We start from the raw sequence: 17,616 nt of genomic DNA, 5'->3' as shown, positions 1-17,616 counted from the left end.
ACGCGCCCTCACCCCGGCGTGTCCCCGGGCAGGTCCGCCGCCGACTCCTCCGGAGCGAGATCGGGGCGCAGCCGCAGCCATGACGGCTGGCGCAGCAGGCCCGCCCGGGTGCGGACGCTGTAGCGCACCTCGCCCACCAGCCGGGGCAGCACCCAGTGCGCCCCGCGCACCGCCGGCACGGGGTCGAAGGGACACGCGTCCGCCGCTAGTGCCGCGAGCAGACCGGCCAGCTCGGTCCGCTCGGCCTCGCTCCAGCCGGTGCCCACGCTGCCTACGTACCGCAGCCGTCCGCCGCCGCGCTGGCCCACCAGCACCGCGCCCGGCAGGCCGGTCAGCCGCCCCTTGCCGGGCAGCCAGCCGCCCACGACGACGTCCTCGCTGAGCATGTTGCGGATCTTGATCCAGGCCCGGGAGCGCACCCCCGGCTCGTACACCGAGTCCAGCCGCTTGCAGACCAGCCCCTCCAGGCCGTGTTCGCGGGTGGCGGCCAGGGCCTCGGCGCCGTGGCCCACGATGGCCCTCGGCGTCGACCAGCTCCGCCCGTCCAGACCGAGCGCCTCCAGACGCTCCCGCCGCCGCGCGTAGGGGAGCCCGAGCAGGGGCTCCGTCCCCAGGTGCAGCACGTCGAACAGCACGACGTGGACGGGGACCCGGGCCGCCCGTCGGGCCGCGAGGGCGGGGGCGTGCGCCAGTCCCATCCGGCCCTGGAGCAGCTGGAAGCTGGCCCGGCCGCTCTCGTCCAGGGCGAGGATCTCGCCGTCCAGGACGGCGGGCGTCGCGCCGAGGGCCCGGCCGAGCGCACCGAGCTCCGGATAGGCGGCCGTGATGTCCTCGCCGGAGCGGGCCCGCAGCACCACGGAGCCGTCGCCGGGCAGGTACGCCACCACCCGCTGGCCGTCCTGCTTCGTCTCGTACGCCCAGCGCGCGTCCTGCGCGGCCGGCGGCAGGGCGCCGGGCGTGGCGAGCATGGGCGCGATCAGCGGCAGGGTCACGGCTGAGGTCTCGACGGACGGCTCCGCGGCCAAGCCCCGGCCCGGTCACTTTCGCCCGGACGGGCGTCACCCGGACCGGACCTACCGTCCAGTAGGATCTGCGCCGCCGTCCATTCGAGGAGGAACCGTGCCCCGGTCCGAACGCTCACCGCTGCTGCTCGCCGGCCTGCTCGCCACGGCGGGCGTCGCCCACTTCGCCGCCCCGCGGCAGTTCGACGCGACGGTCCCGCGCACCCTGCCGGGCACCGCGCGAGCCTGGACCTACGCCAGCGGCGTCGCCGAACTCGCGCTCGCCGCCGGCCTGGTGCTGCCCCGGAGCCGCCGCGCGGCGGCCCTCGCGACGGCGGCCTTCTTCGTCGGGGTCTTCCCGGCCAACGTCAAGATGGCCGTCGACTGGCGCGACCGCCCCGCCCCGCAGAAGGCGGCCGCCCTCGGCCGTCTGCCCCTCCAGGTGCCCCTCGTGCTGTGGGCCCGCGGCGTCGCGAAGGGCGCGCGCGACGAGGCGTGAGGGCACGCACGAGCGGGCGCCGGCTCCGGATCTCCGGTGGGCCGGGCCACGATCTCGGAGCCGGGATCCCGACGGCCCCCGCCCCACGCGCCGGCCGACGCCTGGGACGCCTGCCCGGGCGGCGCGCACCGGCGGCCGACGCCCATGGCTCCCGTGCCCCGGCCCGGTCCGGCCCTCCGCGCTTGAGGGGCCGTGACGCGCGCCTCATCCTGAGAACATGGAGCAGGCCTCCGTTGCGGCGATCGTCGATGCCCACGGCGTCGTCACGGGCTGGAGCGAGGGCGCCCGGCGACTGACCGGACACCCCGCCGAGGAGACGGTCGGCCGCCCGGCGCGCGAGCTGCTCGCCCAGCCGCCGCCGCCCGGCGCCCTGGCCGCGCTCGCGGGCACCGCCGCCCTGCGGCACCGCGACGGCACCACCGTCGTCACCGCGCTGCGCGCCTGCCCGGTGCTGGGCGCCGACGGCCGGCCCGACCGCTACGTGGTGACCGCGGAACCGGCGGACCGGCCCGAGCCCACCCTGGCCGGCCGGGCCTTCCAGCAGGCGTCCATGCCGATGTCCGTCTTCGACACCCGGCAGCGCTACCTGCGGCTCAACGAGGCGGCCTGCCGGGGGAGGGGCGTGATCGAGGCGGCCCTGCTCGGCCGCCCCTTCCTGGAGACGGTGGCGTACGGGGAGGCCGACCAGGGATTCGTGGAGCACCTGCGTCAGGTCGCCGAGACCGGCCGGCCGGTGCGCTACGAGAGCTTCACCGGCATCCCCACGCTCCACCGCGAACACGCCTGGAGCGTGGAGATGTGGCCCGTGCGCGACGCGTCCGGGGAGCTGACCGGGGTCGCCCTGGCGGCGCAGGACAGCAGCGAGCAGTACTGGGCCCGGCGCCGGCTGGCCCTGCTGAACGAGGCGGCGGCCGGCATCGGCACCACCCTGGACATGGCGCGCACCGCGGAGGAGGTGGTGGAACTCCTGGTGCCGCAGTTCGCCGACTTCGCCACGGTGGACCTCCTGGAATGGGTCCTGGGCGCCGACGAGCCGCCCGCGGCGCCGGCCCGCGAGATCGCGCTGCGCCGGGTCGCCCACGGCTCCCGCACCGAGGGCACGCCCGAGGCGGCCGTCCGCGTGGGCGAGCGGGACGTACGCCCCACCTCCTCGGCCGCCGCGCGGGCGATGCGGGAGGGCCGGGCCGTCTTCAGCCACGCGGGCGAGCCGGAGTTCATCGACTGGCTCGCCGACCGCGAGGCCCGCCGCCCCGCGGGGCACGTCTACCGCAGCCGCGCCCACTCGATGATCACGGTGCCGCTGCGGGCCCGCGGCACCACCCTGGGCGTGATGGTCGCGGTCCGCATCACCCAGCCGGACGCCTACGCCGCCGACGACGCCGTCTTCGTCGAGGAACTCGCCAGCCGGGCAGCCGTCTGCGTCGACAACGCCCGCCGCTTCGCCCGCGAGCGCACCATCGCCCTCGCCCTGCAGCACAGCCTGCTCCCGCGCGGGCTCAGCGGCCAGGCCGCGGTCGAGGTGGCGCACCGCTACCTGCCCTGCGCCTCCCCGGCGGGCATCGGCGGCGACTGGTTCGACGTGATCCCCCTCTCCGGCAGCCGGGTCGCGCTGGTCGTCGGGGACGTGGTGGGCCACGGCATCCAGGCGCAGGCGACGATGGGCCGGCTGCGCACCGCCGTACGGACCCTCGCCGACGTGGACCTGCCGCCGGACGAGCTCCTCACCCACCTGGACGACCTGGTGACGCACCTGGCCGGCGACCACGACGACGACGTTCCGGAACTCGGCGCGACCTGTCTGTACGCCGTCTACGACCCCGTGGCCCGCCGCCTCTCCCTGGCCGCCGCCGGCCACCCGGCACCGGTCCTGGTCCTCCCCGGCGCCGCCGCCGAACCGGTGACGATGAGCCCGGGGCCACCGCTCGGGGTGGGCGGCCTGCCCTTCGAGGCGATCGAACTGGAGCTGCCCGAGGGCTCGCTCGTCGCCCTGTACACCGACGGCCTCCTCGAACGCGACATGGACCGCACCACCGCCGAACTGTGCCGCGCCCTGAGCGCGCCCGCCGACTCGCTGGAGGAGCTGGCCGACGGCGTACTGAAGGCCGTCCTGCCGGAGGAGTCCGGGGACGACGTGGTGCTCCTGCTGGCCCGCACCCGGGCACTGGGCGCCGACCAGGTCGCGACCTGGGAGATCACCCCGGACCCGGCGCGGGTGGCCGCCACCCGGCAGGCGGCGGCCGAGCAATTGGCCGCCTGGGGCCTGGAGGAGACCGCGTTCGTCACCGAACTGGTCGTCAGCGAACTGGTCACCAACGCCATCCGCTACGGCGACCCCCCCGTCCAGCTGCGGCTGATCCGCGACCGCACCCTCATCTGCGAGGTGTCCGACTCCAGTTCCACCTCACCGCACCTGCGCCGGGCCCACGCCTACGACGAGGGAGGCCGCGGCCTGCTCCTGGTCGCCCAGCTCACCCAGCGCTGGGGCAGCAGGCCGAGCGGCCGGGGCAAGACGATCTGGTGCGAGCAGCCGCTGCCGCCCGGGTGAGCGGCGCCTACTCCTCGCCGCCCTCCGCCGCGACCTGGGCGAGGGTCCGCCCGGTGCGCACGGAGCGGGCCCGGCGCGGGTCGGGGGCGTCGTGCCCGCCCGCCCGGCCCGGACCCTTGCGCACGAGCAGCCAGGCCTCCTCCTCGCCGCCCCGGCCGTCGCGGAAGCGGGTGAGGGCGTACTCGCCGTGCAGCTTCGCGCCGTGCAGCCGGAAGGTGGCGTGCCCGCGCTCCAGCGACTCCGCGAAGCCGACCGGCCGTCCCCGGCGGTCGTGGCTCAGGGGCTCGTACGTGCCCCGGTCCCAGACGATCACCGTGCCGCCGCCGTACTCGCCCTTCGGGATCACTCCCTCGAAGTGCTCGTACTCCAGCGGATGGTCCTCGGTGGGCACCGCGAGCCGCTTGTCGTGCGGGTCGCCGGAGGGGCCCTTCGGCACCGACCAGGATCTCAGCACGTCACCCACCTGGAGCCGGAAGTCGAAGTGCATCCGGCGGGCGTCGTGGATCTGCACCACGAACCGCGGTTCCGCGCCGTCCGGGGCGCGCTGCCCCGACGGCTCCCGGGTCCGCCCGAAGTCACGCTTGCCGCGGTACTGCCGCAGCCGCTCGTCCGCACCCACCCCGGGCCTCCTTCCGGTCACCGCGTGCACCACCGTGCTCCGGGTACCCCGGATCCCCCGGGGCACGGGCCGGCGCGGGACGCCTCCGGCCCGGCCCTCCCGCGCATCGATGGGCTGACCTGCCCGGAGAGCGCGGCGACGGCCGGCCCTCCACCCCTGTCACGGGCAGCGCGCCGGGTGTCCGGTGAGTCCGGCCGGGCCCGTGGGTCCGGTCAGAGCAGCGGGATGACCACCTCGTCCTCGACCGGCGGATCGAGTTCCTGGGCCCGGTTGCCCGTGGCCGCGAAGCAGCGCAGCCGGACCGCCTCCGCGGTGACGTCCAGACGCAGGAAGGACTTGAAGAACGGCGGGCTGTAGGTGGCCGAGCCGGGGGAGAAGAGCTGGGTGTAGATCTTGCGCACCGGGAGGCGCAGACGGGCCTTGCGGTCCGGGCGCCGGCCCGCCCCCAGCAGACTCGCCACCAGGCGCACGCGCCGGGTGACGCGCACCGGCGCGTCCTGGGCCCGGACCGGCGGCACGCCCAGCCGCTCGGCGACCACGGCCATCGCCTCGGCCTCGGTGAGGGTGAAGAAGCGGGGCAGCCGCAGCCGGCGGCCGTAGAGCGCGCTGTAGAAGGCGAGGGAGTCGCCGCGCAGCGGGTAGCAGCGGAAGTCCCGTTCTGTCACGTTCGCCACCGACACGCGCGGGATGGTGTGCGTGGCGTGCATGAACGCGCCGCCGCCCCCGGAGACGACGTACTGGACGGTGCGGCCGTCCACGTCCACCGGGTAGCGCTGGTAGTTGTGTATGTCGCCACCGATCGCCGCCACGTAGTGGTGGGACGGATCGCGGACGACGTCGTCGACGGTGCCGCCGCCCTCGATGGCGCAGGGACGGTGCTCGCCGTCCACGTACAGCGGCGAACCGGTGACGAGGATCTTGGGACGGGGTCCCCGGGACACCTCCCGCAGCCACGCGCCCTGCTCGGCGTCGAGCGTGCCGAGCAGCCCGGTGTCGATGCCGACGATCCGCACCGGTCCCGCGTCGATCGCCCAGTACGGGCCCGGCTGGACGGCCTGCTGGCCCGGGGCCGACCTCAGCTTCCGCGCCTCGGCGAGGGCCTGTTCGTCGGCCGGGCGCGCCCGGTGCCACAGCAGCGCGCGCCACCAGGCACGGGTCAGCGGGCGGGGCCGCGGCTCCGGCTCCAGCGGCGGGGCGTCGCCGCAGAACACACGCATGAAGCCGCTCAGGTCCTCGTACCAGTCGTGGTTGCCGGGGACCGCGTACACGGGGGCCGGGTAGTCCTGGTACGGGCGGAAGAACTTCGTGCCGTAGTCGTCCGCGCTGCCCACCGGATAGATCACGTCGCTGGCTATGACCGCGAACGACGTCCCCCGGCTCGCCTTCAGGAAACCGGGGACGACGGCGTACTGGGACTCGTCGCCCTCGCCGGTGTCGCCGACGACCATGAAGGAGAAGACGTCGCCCTCCTGACGGCGGATCACCTTGTCCGCGGGCGCTCCGGCCGCCGCCCGCTGCGCCACCCAGCGACCGCGGGTGGCGCCGGTGGGGTCCCCGAACCAGGACGCGGCCACCCCGTTGCGGGCGGCCCACAGCGTGCGGGGGTCCAGCCACGACAGTTTCTCGACCCGGCCGGGCAACAGCCGCCGGTACTCGCCGCGTTCGGCGGCGTTCCAGCCGGCGCCTTCGACGGTATCGCGTGAGGAGTCAGACACGCGGTGCACCGTAACAACGCCCGTGCCGCCCGCCCACGGCGGGGGCGGCGCCGACTCCCCTGATTCTCAAGGGAGCTGAGCCGCCGACAGGCGCGGGCAGCGTCCAGGCCGGTGGTGCGGTCTCACTCGAACCGCGAGGTGTCGCCCGCTCCCCGTCGCACGATCTCGGCCTCCCCGCCGGAGAAGTCGACGACCGTGGTCGGCTCGGTGCCGCAGTCGCCCGAGTCGACCACCGCGTCCAGCACGTGGTCGAGCCGGTCCTTGATCTCCCAGCCCTGCGTCATCGGCTCGTCCTCGCCGGGCAGCAGCAGCGTGCTGGACAGCAGCGGCTCGCCCAGCTCCGCCACCAGCGCCTGCGCCACGACATGGTCCGGGATGCGCACCCCGACCGTCTTCTTCTTCGGGTGCTGCAACATGCGCGGCACCTCCCGGGTGGCCGGGAGGATGAAGGTGTAACTGCCGGGCGTGGACGCCTTGATCGCGCGGAACACGTCGTTGTCGATCCGCACGAACTGGCCGAGCTGCGCGAAGTCCTGGCACACCAGGGTGAAATGGTGCCGGTCGTCCAGAGCGCGGATCGCACGGATGCGCTCGACACCGTCCCGGCTGCCCAGCCGGCAGCCGAGGGCGTAGCAGGAGTCCGTCGGGTACGCGATCAGCGCGTCCTCGCGCAGGCTGTCGGCGACCTGGCGCAGGGCGCGCGGCTGGGGGTTGTCGGGGTGCACGTCGAAGTACTTCGCCATCCGCCGAGCTTATGCCGTGCACCCGGCCGCCGCCGCCCGGCCCGGCCCCCGTCGCCGCGCGCCGCCGCCGGCACGGCCCCGCCCCGGACCTGGCCCCGCCCGCGGTCCCCGACGGCCCCGGCGGACCGCCCGCCCCGCGGGCGAGCGGCCCGCGCGGATCCGCGTCGAAATCGGTGGGCTTACCCGGCGCGATGCGGGGAACCAGACGTGTACAGCGTTCGGGTGCTGTCCCCCCGGCCCCGGACGCGCGGCTTCGCCGGCCGCTCACCTCCCCCCGTGACCCGCCGGCGAAGCCGCCACCCCTCCTCAGCCGCCGGGCCGCGCGACCATGTCCCCGGCCCAGGACGGCCGCTAGCGCCACTGATAACGTCCCCGACGGGAAACACCGAGGTCAGTGCGGTGCCCAGGGAGCGAGAGGAGAGGGCCGACATGGCCGGCCGAGAGGATGGGGCCGTCTTGGCGCACGGCGGGGAGGACCGGCCGGCGACCTGGGCCGAGGAACTCCTCGACCAGCTGCGGCCGGCAGGGCGGGACGTGCGCAAGGTCGTGGCCTGGCTCGCCGACGCCGCGCACGGCACGGCCTGTCTGCTGGACGGCGCCGGCGCCCTCCTCGCCGGAGACCCCGTGCCCCTGGCCGACGGCCTGCTCGACGGTCTGCTCGCCGGCCGGCTCGCCTCCGCGGCGCTCCAGGACCAGGACCGGCACGTCCACGCCGTGCGCGTGGGCCGCCCCCACGCGCCCCCGGCCGGCATCCTGGCCGTCGCCCGCGCCACCCCCTTCGACCGGCAGGCCGCCGAGATGCTCGGCCGCACCGCGGGCGTGATCGACCTGCTGCTGCGGGCGCACGAGACCCGCGCGGCCGGACGACGGCTCGAACAGGCCGCGTCCGCGCTGCGGCTCGCCATCCTGCAACTGCTGATGGTGGAGGACACCGTCTCGGCCCGCCGGGTGGCCGCGGGCCTGTGGCCGGGCCTGCTCGACACGGACACCGCCACCGTCTACGTCGTGGAGACCCACCCCGACGAACGCGACCGGCTCACCGCCGAATGCCTGGCCGCCACCGACCGGCAGGCCCTGGTCGTCCGCTGCCCCGCCGTCGACGGCCACGTGATCGTGGTCGCCCCCGCCGAGACCGCCGGCGGAGCGCTGCGCTCGCTGGTCGGCGAGCGCCCGCACACCTTCCTCGGCGGCAGCACCAGGCACACCCTCGCGCAGACCGCCACGGCCTACGGGCAGGCGGTCAGCGCCCTCGTACTCGCCCGGGTCCGCCCGGACGGCACCGCCGTGTACGCCGAGCGCACCCACCCCGAGCGCCTCATGGACCCCGAGGTGCTGCGCGTCTGGTCAGGCCTGCTGCTGCGCCCGCTGGACACCTTGCCCCACCACATCCGCGCCGAACTGGTCGCCACCACACGGCTCGGCCTGGAGTTCACCGCGGTCAGCGTCGCCCGGGTCCTCGGCGTGAGCCGCAACACCGTCCGCGCCCGGATGGAGCGGGTCGAAAGACTCCTCGGCACGGACTTCTCCCACCTGAGCGTGCGGGCCGCCGTCCACCTGGCCCTCAACACCGAGGCGGCCCTCGGCCCCGCGCCGGCCACCCCTGCAGCGCCGGTCGCCGGCGCCGTACGCCTCGGCGACCTGCTGAACGGCCCGGCGCTGCGCACCTGGGCGCACGAGCTGCTCGGACGCCTGGCCGTCGACACCCGGGACGTGCGCGGCACACTCCGCGCCTGGATCGCCGCCGGCGGCAACGCCGAACGCGCCGCCCACCTCCTCGGCGTCCACGCGCAGACCGTACGCGAACACGTCCGGAGCGTGGAGCCCGTCCTGGAACGCCGGCTCCTCACCGTCGGCAGCGACCTGTACGAAGTGGTCCTGGCCCATCTGTGCGTGGGCGACCTGGCACCGCCCGCCCTCGGCGGACATGAATGAGGGCATTGCGGACTCACCTGTGCACGGGTGAGTCCTCCGGCTGCCCGAAAGGGCATCGGCGCGGTACCGACGGCCCGGCCGGGCGCATAGGTTCGACGGGCCGCGGGCCGCTCCGCGGACCGCGCGGGGAGGCTGGACCGGAACGGGGGACCGGTCCGGCCCCCACACGGCACGGAGGCGCGCGTCACAGCGCCACGGTGACCGGCCGCGACCGCGCCTTCCTGTGAGGAACACCACCGGACGTCCGAATCCCTTGTGGCGCGGGCCGGTTGGGGCGGACGCGGCGAGCGGGCGGAGGGCGCGCGCACCCACCGGACCGGGGCTTCTGTGAAGATGGGCAGCCGCTGTGCCCGGCCACGTCTCACCGTCGAGCCGCCCCTGGCGGTACAGCACGGCACGTCGTCCGGCCCCTCACGCAAAGCGACCTTTCGTGGCTTCTCCCACCTCTGCCTCCCCCGTCCTGCCCGCGACCGCGGCGCGCCGCGTCGTCCTGCCCTCGCCCCGCCGTCCCGGCCGCCGGCCGGCGACGGGGGAGGACCGCGCCCCGTGGCGGGCGCTGCGCCACACCGGCATGCGCTGGTGGTCGGCCGCCAACATGGTGTCCAACGCGGGCACCTGGATGCAGCTGACCGCCCAGAACCTGCTGATGCTCCATCTCACCGGCTCCGCCGCCGCGACCGGACTGTCACTGTCCGTGCAGGCCGCGCCCGGTCTGCTGCTCGGTGTCCTCGGCGGCGCCGTCGTCGACGCCTGGCCGCGCCGGCTCACCGCCACGGTCAGCCAGGTCCTTCTCGCCCTCGTCGGCCTCCTCACCGCCGCACTGGTCGCGACCGGCCACCTGACGGTGCCGGTCCTCATGGGGCTCGCCGCCGTCACCGGCCTGATCGCCACCGTCGACGCGCCCGCCTGCGCCCTGCTCGGCAACGACCTCGTACCGCCGAAGGACGTGCCCTCCTCGATCGCGCTGGGCTCGGTCGTGAGCGGTGCCGGCCGGGTGGGCGGCACCGCCCTGGCCGGCGTGGTGGTCAGCTGGTGGGGGCCCGGAGCGGCGTACGCGGCCAACGGACTGTCCTTCCTGGCCGTCGCCGCGGTGATCCCCTTCCTGCGTCCGCATCCCGCCGCAGCACCGCAGACGCCGGCCGCGGCCCCCAGGCGGCCGGCGCCGCGGACCGCGGGCCCGGCGCCCGCCCGACGGGGCACCGGGGCGCGCGAGGGCCTCGGCTTCTTCCTGCGCCGCCCGCGGCTGGTCGCCCTGGCGGGCATCACCGCGATCAGCAGCGTCTTCGGCCGCAACTACGGCCTGACCCTCGCCGTACTGGTCACCGGACCGCTGGGCGGCGCGGCGGGGGCCTTCGGGACGGTGTCGACCGTCCTGGCCGTGGGCGGTGTGGCCGGCGCGGTGCTGGCCGGCCGTCTGCGCAGCCCGTCCGTGCGCATGGTCGGCGCCCTCGCCGCCACCGGGGCCGTGCTGCAGATCGCCGCCGGACTCTCCCCGAGCGTGTGGGTCCTGCTGCTGCTCGTCGCGCCGATGGCCGTGGTGGAGTCCGTCTCCGACACCGCGGGGACGACGGTCCTGCAGACCGACCCGCCGCCGCACCTGCGGGGCCGCGTCCTCGGGGTGTGGCGCACGGCCGGCACCGGCTGGAGTCTGGTCGGCCCTCCGCTGCTGGGCCTGCTGATGCAGACGGCGGGCGCCCGGGGCGCCCTGGTGGCCGGCGGCGTCCTCATCGCCGGCTCGATCACCGCCGGCGCCGTCCTGCACGACCGCCGCACACGCCGCGCCCCCGTCGTGGACGAGGGCAGGGGCACGGGCCTGCCGGAGCCGGTCACCGTGACCTACGCGCCGTTGTCCGGCGGCCGCGAGGCGCCCGCCGCACCCGCCGCCTGCCGGACCCCCGGGCACGGCGAGCTCTGCGCCGCGGGGTGCGTCCCGGTGGCCTGATCCGCGCCGCTCACCCCGGCGCGTCCAGCACCGCCCGCACGACCCCCGCACCGCCTGCGTCACCACCGCGAACCGCACCGCCTGCACCACCCGCGCGTACGCACCACCGGCACCACCCGGGCGTACCGCGCCGCCCGCCCGAGCGGCCGGGACGGCACCCGCCGTCCCGGCCGCTCGCGCGTGTTCCGGCTACCACGGGCGGGAGGCCGGCCGACGGGACCGGACCGGCCGGCCCCGGCAGGCCGCGTCCGGTGGTCAGCGGCCGTCGGACGGACACGGCGTCAGGACGAGCATCGTCACGTCGTCGCGGACGACCCCGCAGTGCGCGAGGAGGTCGGCCAGGACGAGCTCGGACAGGACGGCGGGGTCGCGGTCGGCGAGGCCCGGCAGCCGGTCCAGCAGGGGATAGAACCGCCCGTCGGGGCCGCGGGCCTCGGTGACGCCGTCGGAGGCCAGGAACAGCACGTCACCGGGGAGCAGCGGCACGATGTGCCCGTCCTGGTGCGGAACGCCGTCGCAGAGGCCGAGACCCAGCGGGGTCCACGGCGCGACCTCGATCTCCGTGGCCGTCCCGTCGCGCAGCAGGATCGGGGGCGGATGGCCGCACGTCACCAGCCGCACCGACCGGGCGTCGCCGGAGAACTCCAGCAGCACCGCCGTCGCGAACAGCTCCGCGTGCCGCACCTCCGCCGAGTCCACCACGAGCCGTCGGTCCAGGGCGTCCGCGACCGCCGTCAGGTCCGGGCGGTCGAGCACCGCCTCCCGGAAGCTGCCCAGCAACGCGGCGACCGTGGACACCGCTGCCAGCCCGTGCCCCTGGACGTCGCCCATGACCGCCCGTACGCCCCGTGGCCCCTGACGCACGTCGAAGAAGTCCCCGCCGACCAGCGTCCCGCGCTGCGCGGCCCGGTACAGGCCCGCGCAGCGCACCGGACCGACCCGCTCGGGCAGCGGCGGGACGACGGCCCGCTGCGCGGCCTCGGCGACCGTGCGCTCGAGGTCCAGCTGCTCGTCGCGGCGACTGCGCACGAAGGACAGGAACACGCTCAGCACGGCCACGAAAGCGACCGTCTCCAGATCCGTATTGCCCGGATGGTCCAGTCCGAAGACCGGCACGCTCAGCAAAACCACCACGACACAGCCCAGCAGCGCGGTCGCGATCGGCCCGTACGACAGCACGGCCAGCGGCGGGATGGCGCCCAGCAGGAAGCCGATGTCGAGCCGGTCGGGGCTGAGCAGCGTCGCCACGCACACGGCGGCGACCAGCAAGACCGGCAGCACCCGCACCCAGCGGGGCGGCGGAGCGCCCCGCAGCCAGCCCCGCCGGTGCGGATCCCGGCGCGGCACCAGGACAGGCAGCTTCAGCACACCCACCACGCTGCTACGACGTCCCCCGTCCCGCACGCCGGGCACGCGCCGCCGCAGTCCGCCTCTCGCGATCCGGCGCCCCGGGCGGGGTGCGATCACGGTCGGCCCGGCTCCGCCGGGGCGGGGCGGAACGGCCCGCCCTTCGACCGGACTCGCGGACGAAGGGTTTACCGTCGCCCGATGCGCGCATCCGGTAAAGGCACATACTTCCGATGGATTGTGGAGGAAAAGTGGGCATCATCGCCTGGATCCTGATCGGTCTGCTCGCCGGCGCCATCGCCAAGCTGCTCCTTCCGGGCAAGGACCCGGGCGGCATCATCGTCACGATGCTGATCGGCATCGTGGGCGGACTTCTCGGCGGCTGGCTGGGCAAGGTGATATTCGGCGTCGACTCGATCGACGGCTTCTTCGATCTCTCCACCTGGATCGCGGCGATCGTCGGCTCGCTGATCCTCCTCGTGCTGTACCGCCTCGTCACGGGCAACCGCAGTTCCCACCGCCACGCCTGAGTGACATGAACATGCCGTGAGGGGCGCCCGTTCCGGGCGCCCCTCACGGCATGCGGCCGGGCCGTGTTCGTCGGCCCGGCCGCATGCCGTGTCCACCGTCGGCGGCTCAGGCGGCCCGCCGCTCCTTCGGCGGGTTCTTCGGGGCCTCCGTGCGCCCCGGGCCCGCCCCGGCGGCCCGGCGGCCGCCCGGGACCAGCCGCAGATGCCTGCGGCGGCCGGCGTGCCGGCCCCGCTCCTGGGCGGGCTCGAACACGCGCTCCTCGATGCGGTCCATGACCAGAAGCAGCACGGAGACGAGCGGCAGCAGCAGAACAGCGACGATCACCACGACGCCCCCTTGTCCGACTCGGACGGCGGGTGCTCCGAACCGCGCCGTTGATGGGCCCGGGAAAGTGGAGAATCGGTGTCGATCGTGGCCGTCCGGCGTGAAGCCGCCAACTGCCGCTGCTTATGGTCTGGTTCGGGCAAAAGCAGGTTCCATAGGATGTAATCTCAATCGGAACCGCCCGTGGTCGGCGCGGTGGATTCGGCTAATCTGGGGGAAAGATGCCAGCGGAGAACCAGTTGTCCAGGACCATCGACCAGAATGTGCCGACCGCCGCACGCATGTACGACCATTATCTGGGCGGCAAGGACAACTACGCCGCCGACCGCGCCGCGTGCGAGGAACTCGACAAGGTCGTCCCCAGCACCCGCCGGCTCGCCCTGAACAACCGGCGCTTCCTCCAGCGCGCCGTCCGGACGCTCACCCAGGAATTCGGCATACGGCAGTTCCTCGACCACGGCTCCGGCCTGCCCACCCAGGACAACGTCCACCAGGTCGCCCAGCGCATCGCCCCGGACACCCACGTGGTCTACGTGGACAACGACCCCATGGTGCTGGTCCACGGACGGGCCCTGCTGCAGCAGGACGAGCGCACGGCGGTCATCCACGCCGACATGCGGCAGACCGACGAGATCCTCGGGCACCCGGACACCCAGCGGCTGATCGACTTCTCGCAGCCGGTGGCCGTGCTGTTCAACTCGGTGTTCCACTGCATCCCGGACAGCGACACCGACGGACCGCTCGCCGTGGTCGAGCGGGTCCGCGCGCGGCTCGCGCCCGGCAGCGTCATGCTGATGTGCCAGCTGGTCAGCGAGGAAGCCGAAGTGCGTGACTTCGTCACCGACTTCATGGCCCGGGCCACCGAGGGACACTGGGGCCGGGTCCGGCAGGAGAAGGACGTCGCCGAGTGGTTCGAGGGCCTCGAGCTCCTGGACCCGGGGCTGGTGGAGGTGTCCACCTGGCGTCCCGACACCGAGGTCGCACCGCGCCAGCTCACCCATGAGTGGGTGGAGTTCGGGGGCGTGGGACTGCTCCGGTGACGTTTCGGGCCATGGCGACCGCCACGCCCCCGAGGGCCGCCGACGGTGATCCCTCCCGCCGGGGGACGCTCCGGGGCGCGCCCAGGGCCCTGGCTCAGGACGCCGGGTAGCGCTCCTCCATGGTCCTGCGCAGCAGCGCCAGGGACTCGGTGGGCGTCAGCGCCTCGTCGGCCAGCCGGTCCAGGGCGATCCGGTACTCCTCCGTCTCGTCCCGGTCCTCCAGGAAGTTGGCGCTCCTGATGTGCTCCAGGTAGACGACGTCCGGCAGATCGAGTCCGCCGAAGCGCAGATAGGTGACCGGTATGGCGGGCGCGGACGCCATCGTCGCGTCCAACGGCACGATCTGCACGGTCACGTTGGAACGCTGGGCCATCTCGATCAGCCGGGCGAGCTGCTCCCGCATCACCTCGCGGCTGCCCAGCACCCGCAGCAGCACCGACTCGTCGACGACCGCCCACAGCTGCGGGGCGTCCGTCCGGTCGAGCAACTTCGTGCGCCGCGTGCGCAGTTCGACGCGTCGCTGCACCTCGCCGGCGGTGGCGGCCGGCAGGCCGCGCTCCACCACCGCCCGGGTGTAGGCGGGGGTCTGCAGGAGTCCGGGGACGTACTGGATCTCGAAGGTGCGGATCGCGGCGGCCGCCTCCTGCAGCCCGACCAGCCGGTCGAACCACTCGGGCATCAGCCGCTTGTCGTAGCGCTGCCGCCAGCCGGGCTCGCCCGCGCGCCGCAGCAGCCTGAGCAGGACCGAGGTCTCGTACTCGTCGGTGCCGTACAGTCGCAGCAGTGCCTGGACGTCGCCCTCCGCCGGGGGACGGCGGCCCTTGCCCGACTCCATGCGCGACAACTTGGCGGCGCTGAAACCGAGTTCGCGCGCCGCCTGCTCCTGCGACATGCCGGCGTCCTCGCGGAAGCCGGCCAGCTGGACTCCGACCAGCATCTTCAGCAGCGTCGGAGCCGGCTCCGAACGGTCGAGATAGGGTTCGAGGCGGGAGAGGCGATGCGACTCGGCGGACATCCTGACTCCCCAGTGGACCGGCAGACTTGAGGCCCAGACTATCGCACAGCCTCCCGATGACGGGCACCTGTTGGTTGAAGTCGGCACATTCTCCTCCGCTTCACGGCGGCCGGGGGCGGGCCGCCGGCCGCCTCACAGCAGGTGGTCGAACTCACCGTCCTTGGCGCCCGCCAGGAACGCGGCCACCTCCGCCGGGGTGTAGACCAGCGCGGGGCCGTCCGGGTCGCGGGAGTTGCGGACCGCGATGTCTCCGCCGGCCAGGGTCGCGACCTCCACGCAGTTGCCTTCGGCGTTGCTGTGCCTGCTCTTGATCCAGCGGGCGTCCAACGAACTGGCCCGCACTCCGTTGCGCACTGGTGGCACCGCACTCTCCTTGCTGTTCCCTGAGGGTTCCTCGTCCGGATCAGGCCTGATCCGGACGAGGAACCCTGCCCGTCGTGAGGCCGCCCGGCCTCGTGCCCCGGTCCGCCCGCGCCCGACCGGTCCGTGGCTGATTCCGCGCACTTTCACGAGAAATTTCGCGTGCAATTGCACGTGGACGCTGACAGGGTGGATAATAGCGAGGGCGTCAACCCCTCGGTAGGCGCAGCACGATGACATCGCATCAGGTCAGCAGGGAGATGCCGTGCTCTCATCGGCGAAGCCGTCGCACCCGCCACCCGGCGCGGTCGGGCCGGCTCCGCCGCGGGCGGACGGATCCGGCGGCCCGCCCGCCGGGACCGCGGCACACGCGTCACCCCGCTCCGCCCCGCACCCCGTCGGATGCGGAAGGCGCCCGCCGGCTCCGTACGGCGGACCGCAGGATCGCATCCGGCCCCGTCGCCCGCCCCACTGAATCGCCGTCCCCCCATATGACCGCCGCGGAAAGGCCCGACGCCATGCCCACCGCACCGACGGAGCAGCCGAGCACACAGCGCACCGACCGCGCGACCCCATCGACCGGCGCGAGCGCCGGCGCGCCCCTCGCGGCGCTGGGACAGGTGCCCTGGAGCGACATCAGGGACTCCACCGGCTCGGCCGCCGCCATCCCGCAGCTGCTGCGCCGTGTGGCCCGCGGCGACGCCGCCTCCGCCCGGGCCGCGCTGGAGGAACTGCGCAGGCGCGTCTGCCAGTACGGCTTCGTCGTCGAGCAGGCGACCGCCGCCACCGTCCCGTTCCTGTGGGAACTCGCCCAGCTGCCGCACGTCACCTGTCGGCCGCAGATCATCCAGCTGCTCAAGAGCATCGCCGACGCCCGGCAGTGGGAGTCCGTCGCCGCGGTCTACCCCAAACTCCTCAATCACCGTGAGAACCCGGCGGTGTGGGAGTGCCGGGCCCGTCAGGCGGTCCGTGCCCGGCGCGGCGCCCTGCGCACGCTGATGGCGGAGCCTGACGGAGAACTCGCACGCGCCACGACCGAACTGGCCGACGCGCTCGCCGAATGAGCCGGACCCGCATGGCCTTCCGGCCCCTTCGGGACAGCCCGCATGGCCTTCCGGCCCCTTCGGGACAGCCCGCATGGCCTTCCGGCCCCTTCGGGACAGCCCTCAGGGCCTTTCGTCTGAGTTCGGCCGGGGCGGCAGGCGGGGTCGGGTGGTGGCGCCCCAGGCCGTTCAGGCAGTGGGGGAGCGTCGCGAGGCGGAAGAGGGCGGCATGGTGCCCGTCCCGCGCCGACGGGAGCGGCACCGCCGCAGGCGTCGCTGCAGAGAGGGCGGCCACCGCCGCCGGGACCGCGCCGGGGTGCGGCCCGGGCGGCGGTGACCGAACCGTACGAATACGGCCACGCGTACGAAGATTTCACTGCCAGGACCCCTTGGCCGGCGGAAGCCGTCCGTCGCGGGCGGCCTCTGACGCCGTGTTCTGCGGTCCTCGCCCTGCGCGCCGTACGTCCAATCTTGGCCGAAGGCCCGAAAAGCACCTATATTGCGGATACCTCTGCCGGGTCGTGCGGCGCCCTGTCGCCGCGCACGGGGGCTGCCCGGGCATGTGCGGCCGAGTGTTCAGCGGAGGTTCCGGTGAGCGTCACCCAGCGAATCCAGCCCGGCGGGCGGCACCGTCCCGCGACGGTCCACGCCTCCCGGGCGGTGCCCGTGTCCGTCGCGGCCGGGAGGCGGCCGTGAACTGGCGCGAGCGCGGCGCGTGCCGGTCGGAGGATCCGGAACTGTTCTTCCCGCTGGGGGAGGGTGTGCTGTCGCTGCGCCAGATAGAGCGGGCCCGTGCCGTGTGTCTGCGGTGCCCCGTGCTGCGCGAGTGCCGGGCGTTCGCCCTGCGCAACAGTGAGTACGACGGCGTCTGGGGCGGGATGACGGCAAGGGAGCGCCGCGCCGCGGCGCCCAGCGGCTCCGGCGGCACCCGCCGGTGACGGCCGGCGTGCGCGAGCTTCG

Annotated in this window: 16 protein-coding genes; 8 read left to right on the top strand and 8 right to left on the bottom strand. The window is 74.7% G+C overall.

Going from position 1 to position 17,616, the window contains the following annotated elements; all coding sequences use genetic code 11:
* Positions 1 to 8 precede the first annotated feature (8 nt).
* Entirely contained in the window at positions 9 to 992 is a 984-nt protein-coding gene (locus ACH5A8_RS31460) for an ATP-dependent DNA ligase (RefSeq protein ID WP_399007395.1), read from the bottom strand.
* Between the two features lie 127 nt (positions 993 to 1,119).
* On the opposite strand from ACH5A8_RS31460, the gene ACH5A8_RS31455 reads away from it, so the two are divergent.
* Positions 1,120 to 1,500: a MauE/DoxX family redox-associated membrane protein gene (locus ACH5A8_RS31455; protein ID WP_399007394.1), complete on the top strand. Its 381-nt coding sequence runs from the start codon at positions 1,120 to 1,122 to the stop codon at positions 1,498 to 1,500.
* A gap of 217 nt (positions 1,501 to 1,717) precedes the next feature.
* Positions 1,718 to 4,045 carry a SpoIIE family protein phosphatase gene (locus ACH5A8_RS31450; RefSeq protein WP_399007393.1) on the top strand — a complete coding sequence of 776 codons (2,328 nt, stop codon included), beginning with the start codon at positions 1,718 to 1,720 and terminating at the stop codon, positions 4,043 to 4,045.
* A 7-nt stretch (positions 4,046 to 4,052) separates the two neighbouring features.
* Here the strand turns inward: ACH5A8_RS31450 and ACH5A8_RS31445 are convergent, their stop codons facing one another.
* The 3 genes from ACH5A8_RS31445 to ACH5A8_RS31435 form a co-directional block, all read right to left on the bottom strand.
* On the bottom strand, positions 4,053 to 4,664 hold the full coding sequence (locus ACH5A8_RS31445) for a DNA polymerase ligase N-terminal domain-containing protein (protein WP_399007392.1): 612 nt from the start codon (positions 4,662 to 4,664) through the stop codon (positions 4,053 to 4,055).
* A 212-nt stretch (positions 4,665 to 4,876) separates the two neighbouring features.
* A complete protein-coding gene (locus ACH5A8_RS31440) occupies positions 4,877 to 6,379 on the bottom strand; it encodes a metallophosphoesterase family protein (RefSeq protein ID WP_399007391.1) in 1,503 nt (500 codons plus the stop codon).
* Between the two features lie 122 nt (positions 6,380 to 6,501).
* Positions 6,502 to 7,122: an L-threonylcarbamoyladenylate synthase gene (locus ACH5A8_RS31435; protein WP_399007390.1), complete on the bottom strand. Its 621-nt coding sequence runs from the start codon at positions 7,120 to 7,122 to the stop codon at positions 6,502 to 6,504.
* 456 nt (positions 7,123 to 7,578) lie between these two features.
* Between ACH5A8_RS31435 and ACH5A8_RS31430 the strand changes: the two genes are divergently transcribed.
* Both ACH5A8_RS31430 and ACH5A8_RS31425 read left to right on the top strand, forming a co-directional pair.
* Positions 7,579 to 9,054 carry a helix-turn-helix domain-containing protein gene (locus tag ACH5A8_RS31430; RefSeq protein ID WP_399007389.1) on the top strand — a complete coding sequence of 492 codons (1,476 nt, stop codon included), beginning with the start codon at positions 7,579 to 7,581 and terminating at the stop codon, positions 9,052 to 9,054.
* A 571-nt stretch (positions 9,055 to 9,625) separates the two neighbouring features.
* Positions 9,626 to 10,996: an MFS transporter gene (locus ACH5A8_RS31425; RefSeq protein ID WP_399007408.1), complete on the top strand. Its 1,371-nt coding sequence runs from the start codon at positions 9,626 to 9,628 to the stop codon at positions 10,994 to 10,996.
* A 255-nt stretch (positions 10,997 to 11,251) separates the two neighbouring features.
* On the opposite strand, the gene ACH5A8_RS31420 is transcribed toward ACH5A8_RS31425, so the two are convergent.
* Positions 11,252 to 12,364: a PP2C family protein-serine/threonine phosphatase gene (locus ACH5A8_RS31420; protein WP_399007388.1), complete on the bottom strand. Its 1,113-nt coding sequence runs from the start codon at positions 12,362 to 12,364 to the stop codon at positions 11,252 to 11,254.
* Between the two features lie 230 nt (positions 12,365 to 12,594).
* Between ACH5A8_RS31420 and ACH5A8_RS31415 the strand changes: the two genes are divergently transcribed.
* Positions 12,595 to 12,873, top strand: coding sequence for a GlsB/YeaQ/YmgE family stress response membrane protein (locus tag ACH5A8_RS31415; RefSeq protein WP_399007387.1), 279 nt, complete (start codon positions 12,595 to 12,597; stop codon positions 12,871 to 12,873).
* Between the two features lie 106 nt (positions 12,874 to 12,979).
* Here the strand turns inward: ACH5A8_RS31415 and ACH5A8_RS31410 are convergent, their stop codons facing one another.
* Positions 12,980 to 13,198 (bottom strand): hypothetical protein, encoded by a 219-nt coding sequence (locus ACH5A8_RS31410; protein ID WP_399007386.1) that lies wholly within the window; start codon positions 13,196 to 13,198, stop codon positions 12,980 to 12,982.
* A 221-nt stretch (positions 13,199 to 13,419) separates the two neighbouring features.
* Between ACH5A8_RS31410 and ACH5A8_RS31405 the strand changes: the two genes are divergently transcribed.
* Positions 13,420 to 14,238 (top strand): SAM-dependent methyltransferase, encoded by an 819-nt coding sequence (locus ACH5A8_RS31405; protein WP_399007385.1) that lies wholly within the window; start codon positions 13,420 to 13,422, stop codon positions 14,236 to 14,238.
* A gap of 94 nt (positions 14,239 to 14,332) precedes the next feature.
* Here the strand turns inward: ACH5A8_RS31405 and ACH5A8_RS31400 are convergent, their stop codons facing one another.
* Together ACH5A8_RS31400 and ACH5A8_RS31395 are read right to left on the bottom strand one after the other, a co-directional pair.
* A complete protein-coding gene (locus tag ACH5A8_RS31400) occupies positions 14,333 to 15,253 on the bottom strand; it encodes a helix-turn-helix domain-containing protein (protein ID WP_399007384.1) in 921 nt (306 codons plus the stop codon).
* Between the two features lie 132 nt (positions 15,254 to 15,385).
* The gene (locus tag ACH5A8_RS31395) at positions 15,386 to 15,616 is read right to left on the bottom strand and encodes a DUF397 domain-containing protein (protein ID WP_399007383.1); all 231 of its coding nucleotides are present in this window, start codon (positions 15,614 to 15,616) and stop codon (positions 15,386 to 15,388) included.
* A 515-nt stretch (positions 15,617 to 16,131) separates the two neighbouring features.
* On the opposite strand from ACH5A8_RS31395, the gene ACH5A8_RS31390 reads away from it, so the two are divergent.
* Positions 16,132 to 16,677, top strand: coding sequence for a hypothetical protein (locus ACH5A8_RS31390; protein WP_399007382.1), 546 nt, complete (start codon positions 16,132 to 16,134; stop codon positions 16,675 to 16,677).
* Positions 16,678 to 17,348: 671 nt separating this feature from the next.
* Complete coding sequence (locus tag ACH5A8_RS31385; RefSeq protein WP_399007381.1) at positions 17,349 to 17,594, top strand: WhiB family transcriptional regulator; 246 nt, start codon at positions 17,349 to 17,351, stop codon at positions 17,592 to 17,594.
* The last annotated feature ends 22 nt before the right edge of the window (positions 17,595 to 17,616 follow it).

This window comes from Streptomyces sp. NPDC018610, assembly GCF_044391765.1.
In the GTDB taxonomy this organism is placed as follows: Bacteria; Actinomycetota; Actinomycetes; order Streptomycetales; family Streptomycetaceae; genus Streptomyces.
This window is presented reverse-complemented; position numbering and strand designations above follow the sequence as displayed.

Coding starts and splice junctions, on each gene's coding strand:
- ACH5A8_RS31390 (WP_399007382.1), top strand. CDS start 16,132: ATGCCCACCGCACCGACGGAGCAGCCGAGCACACAGCGCACCGACCGC.
- ACH5A8_RS31405 (WP_399007385.1), top strand. CDS start 13,420: ATGCCAGCGGAGAACCAGTTGTCCAGGACCATCGACCAGAATGTGCCG.
- ACH5A8_RS31425 (WP_399007408.1), top strand. CDS start 9,626: ATGCGCTGGTGGTCGGCCGCCAACATGGTGTCCAACGCGGGCACCTGG.
- ACH5A8_RS31450 (WP_399007393.1), top strand. CDS start 1,718: ATGGAGCAGGCCTCCGTTGCGGCGATCGTCGATGCCCACGGCGTCGTC.
- ACH5A8_RS31435 (WP_399007390.1), bottom strand. CDS start 7,122: ATGGCGAAGTACTTCGACGTGCACCCCGACAACCCCCAGCCGCGCGCC.
- ACH5A8_RS31400 (WP_399007384.1), bottom strand. CDS start 15,253: ATGTCCGCCGAGTCGCATCGCCTCTCCCGCCTCGAACCCTATCTCGAC.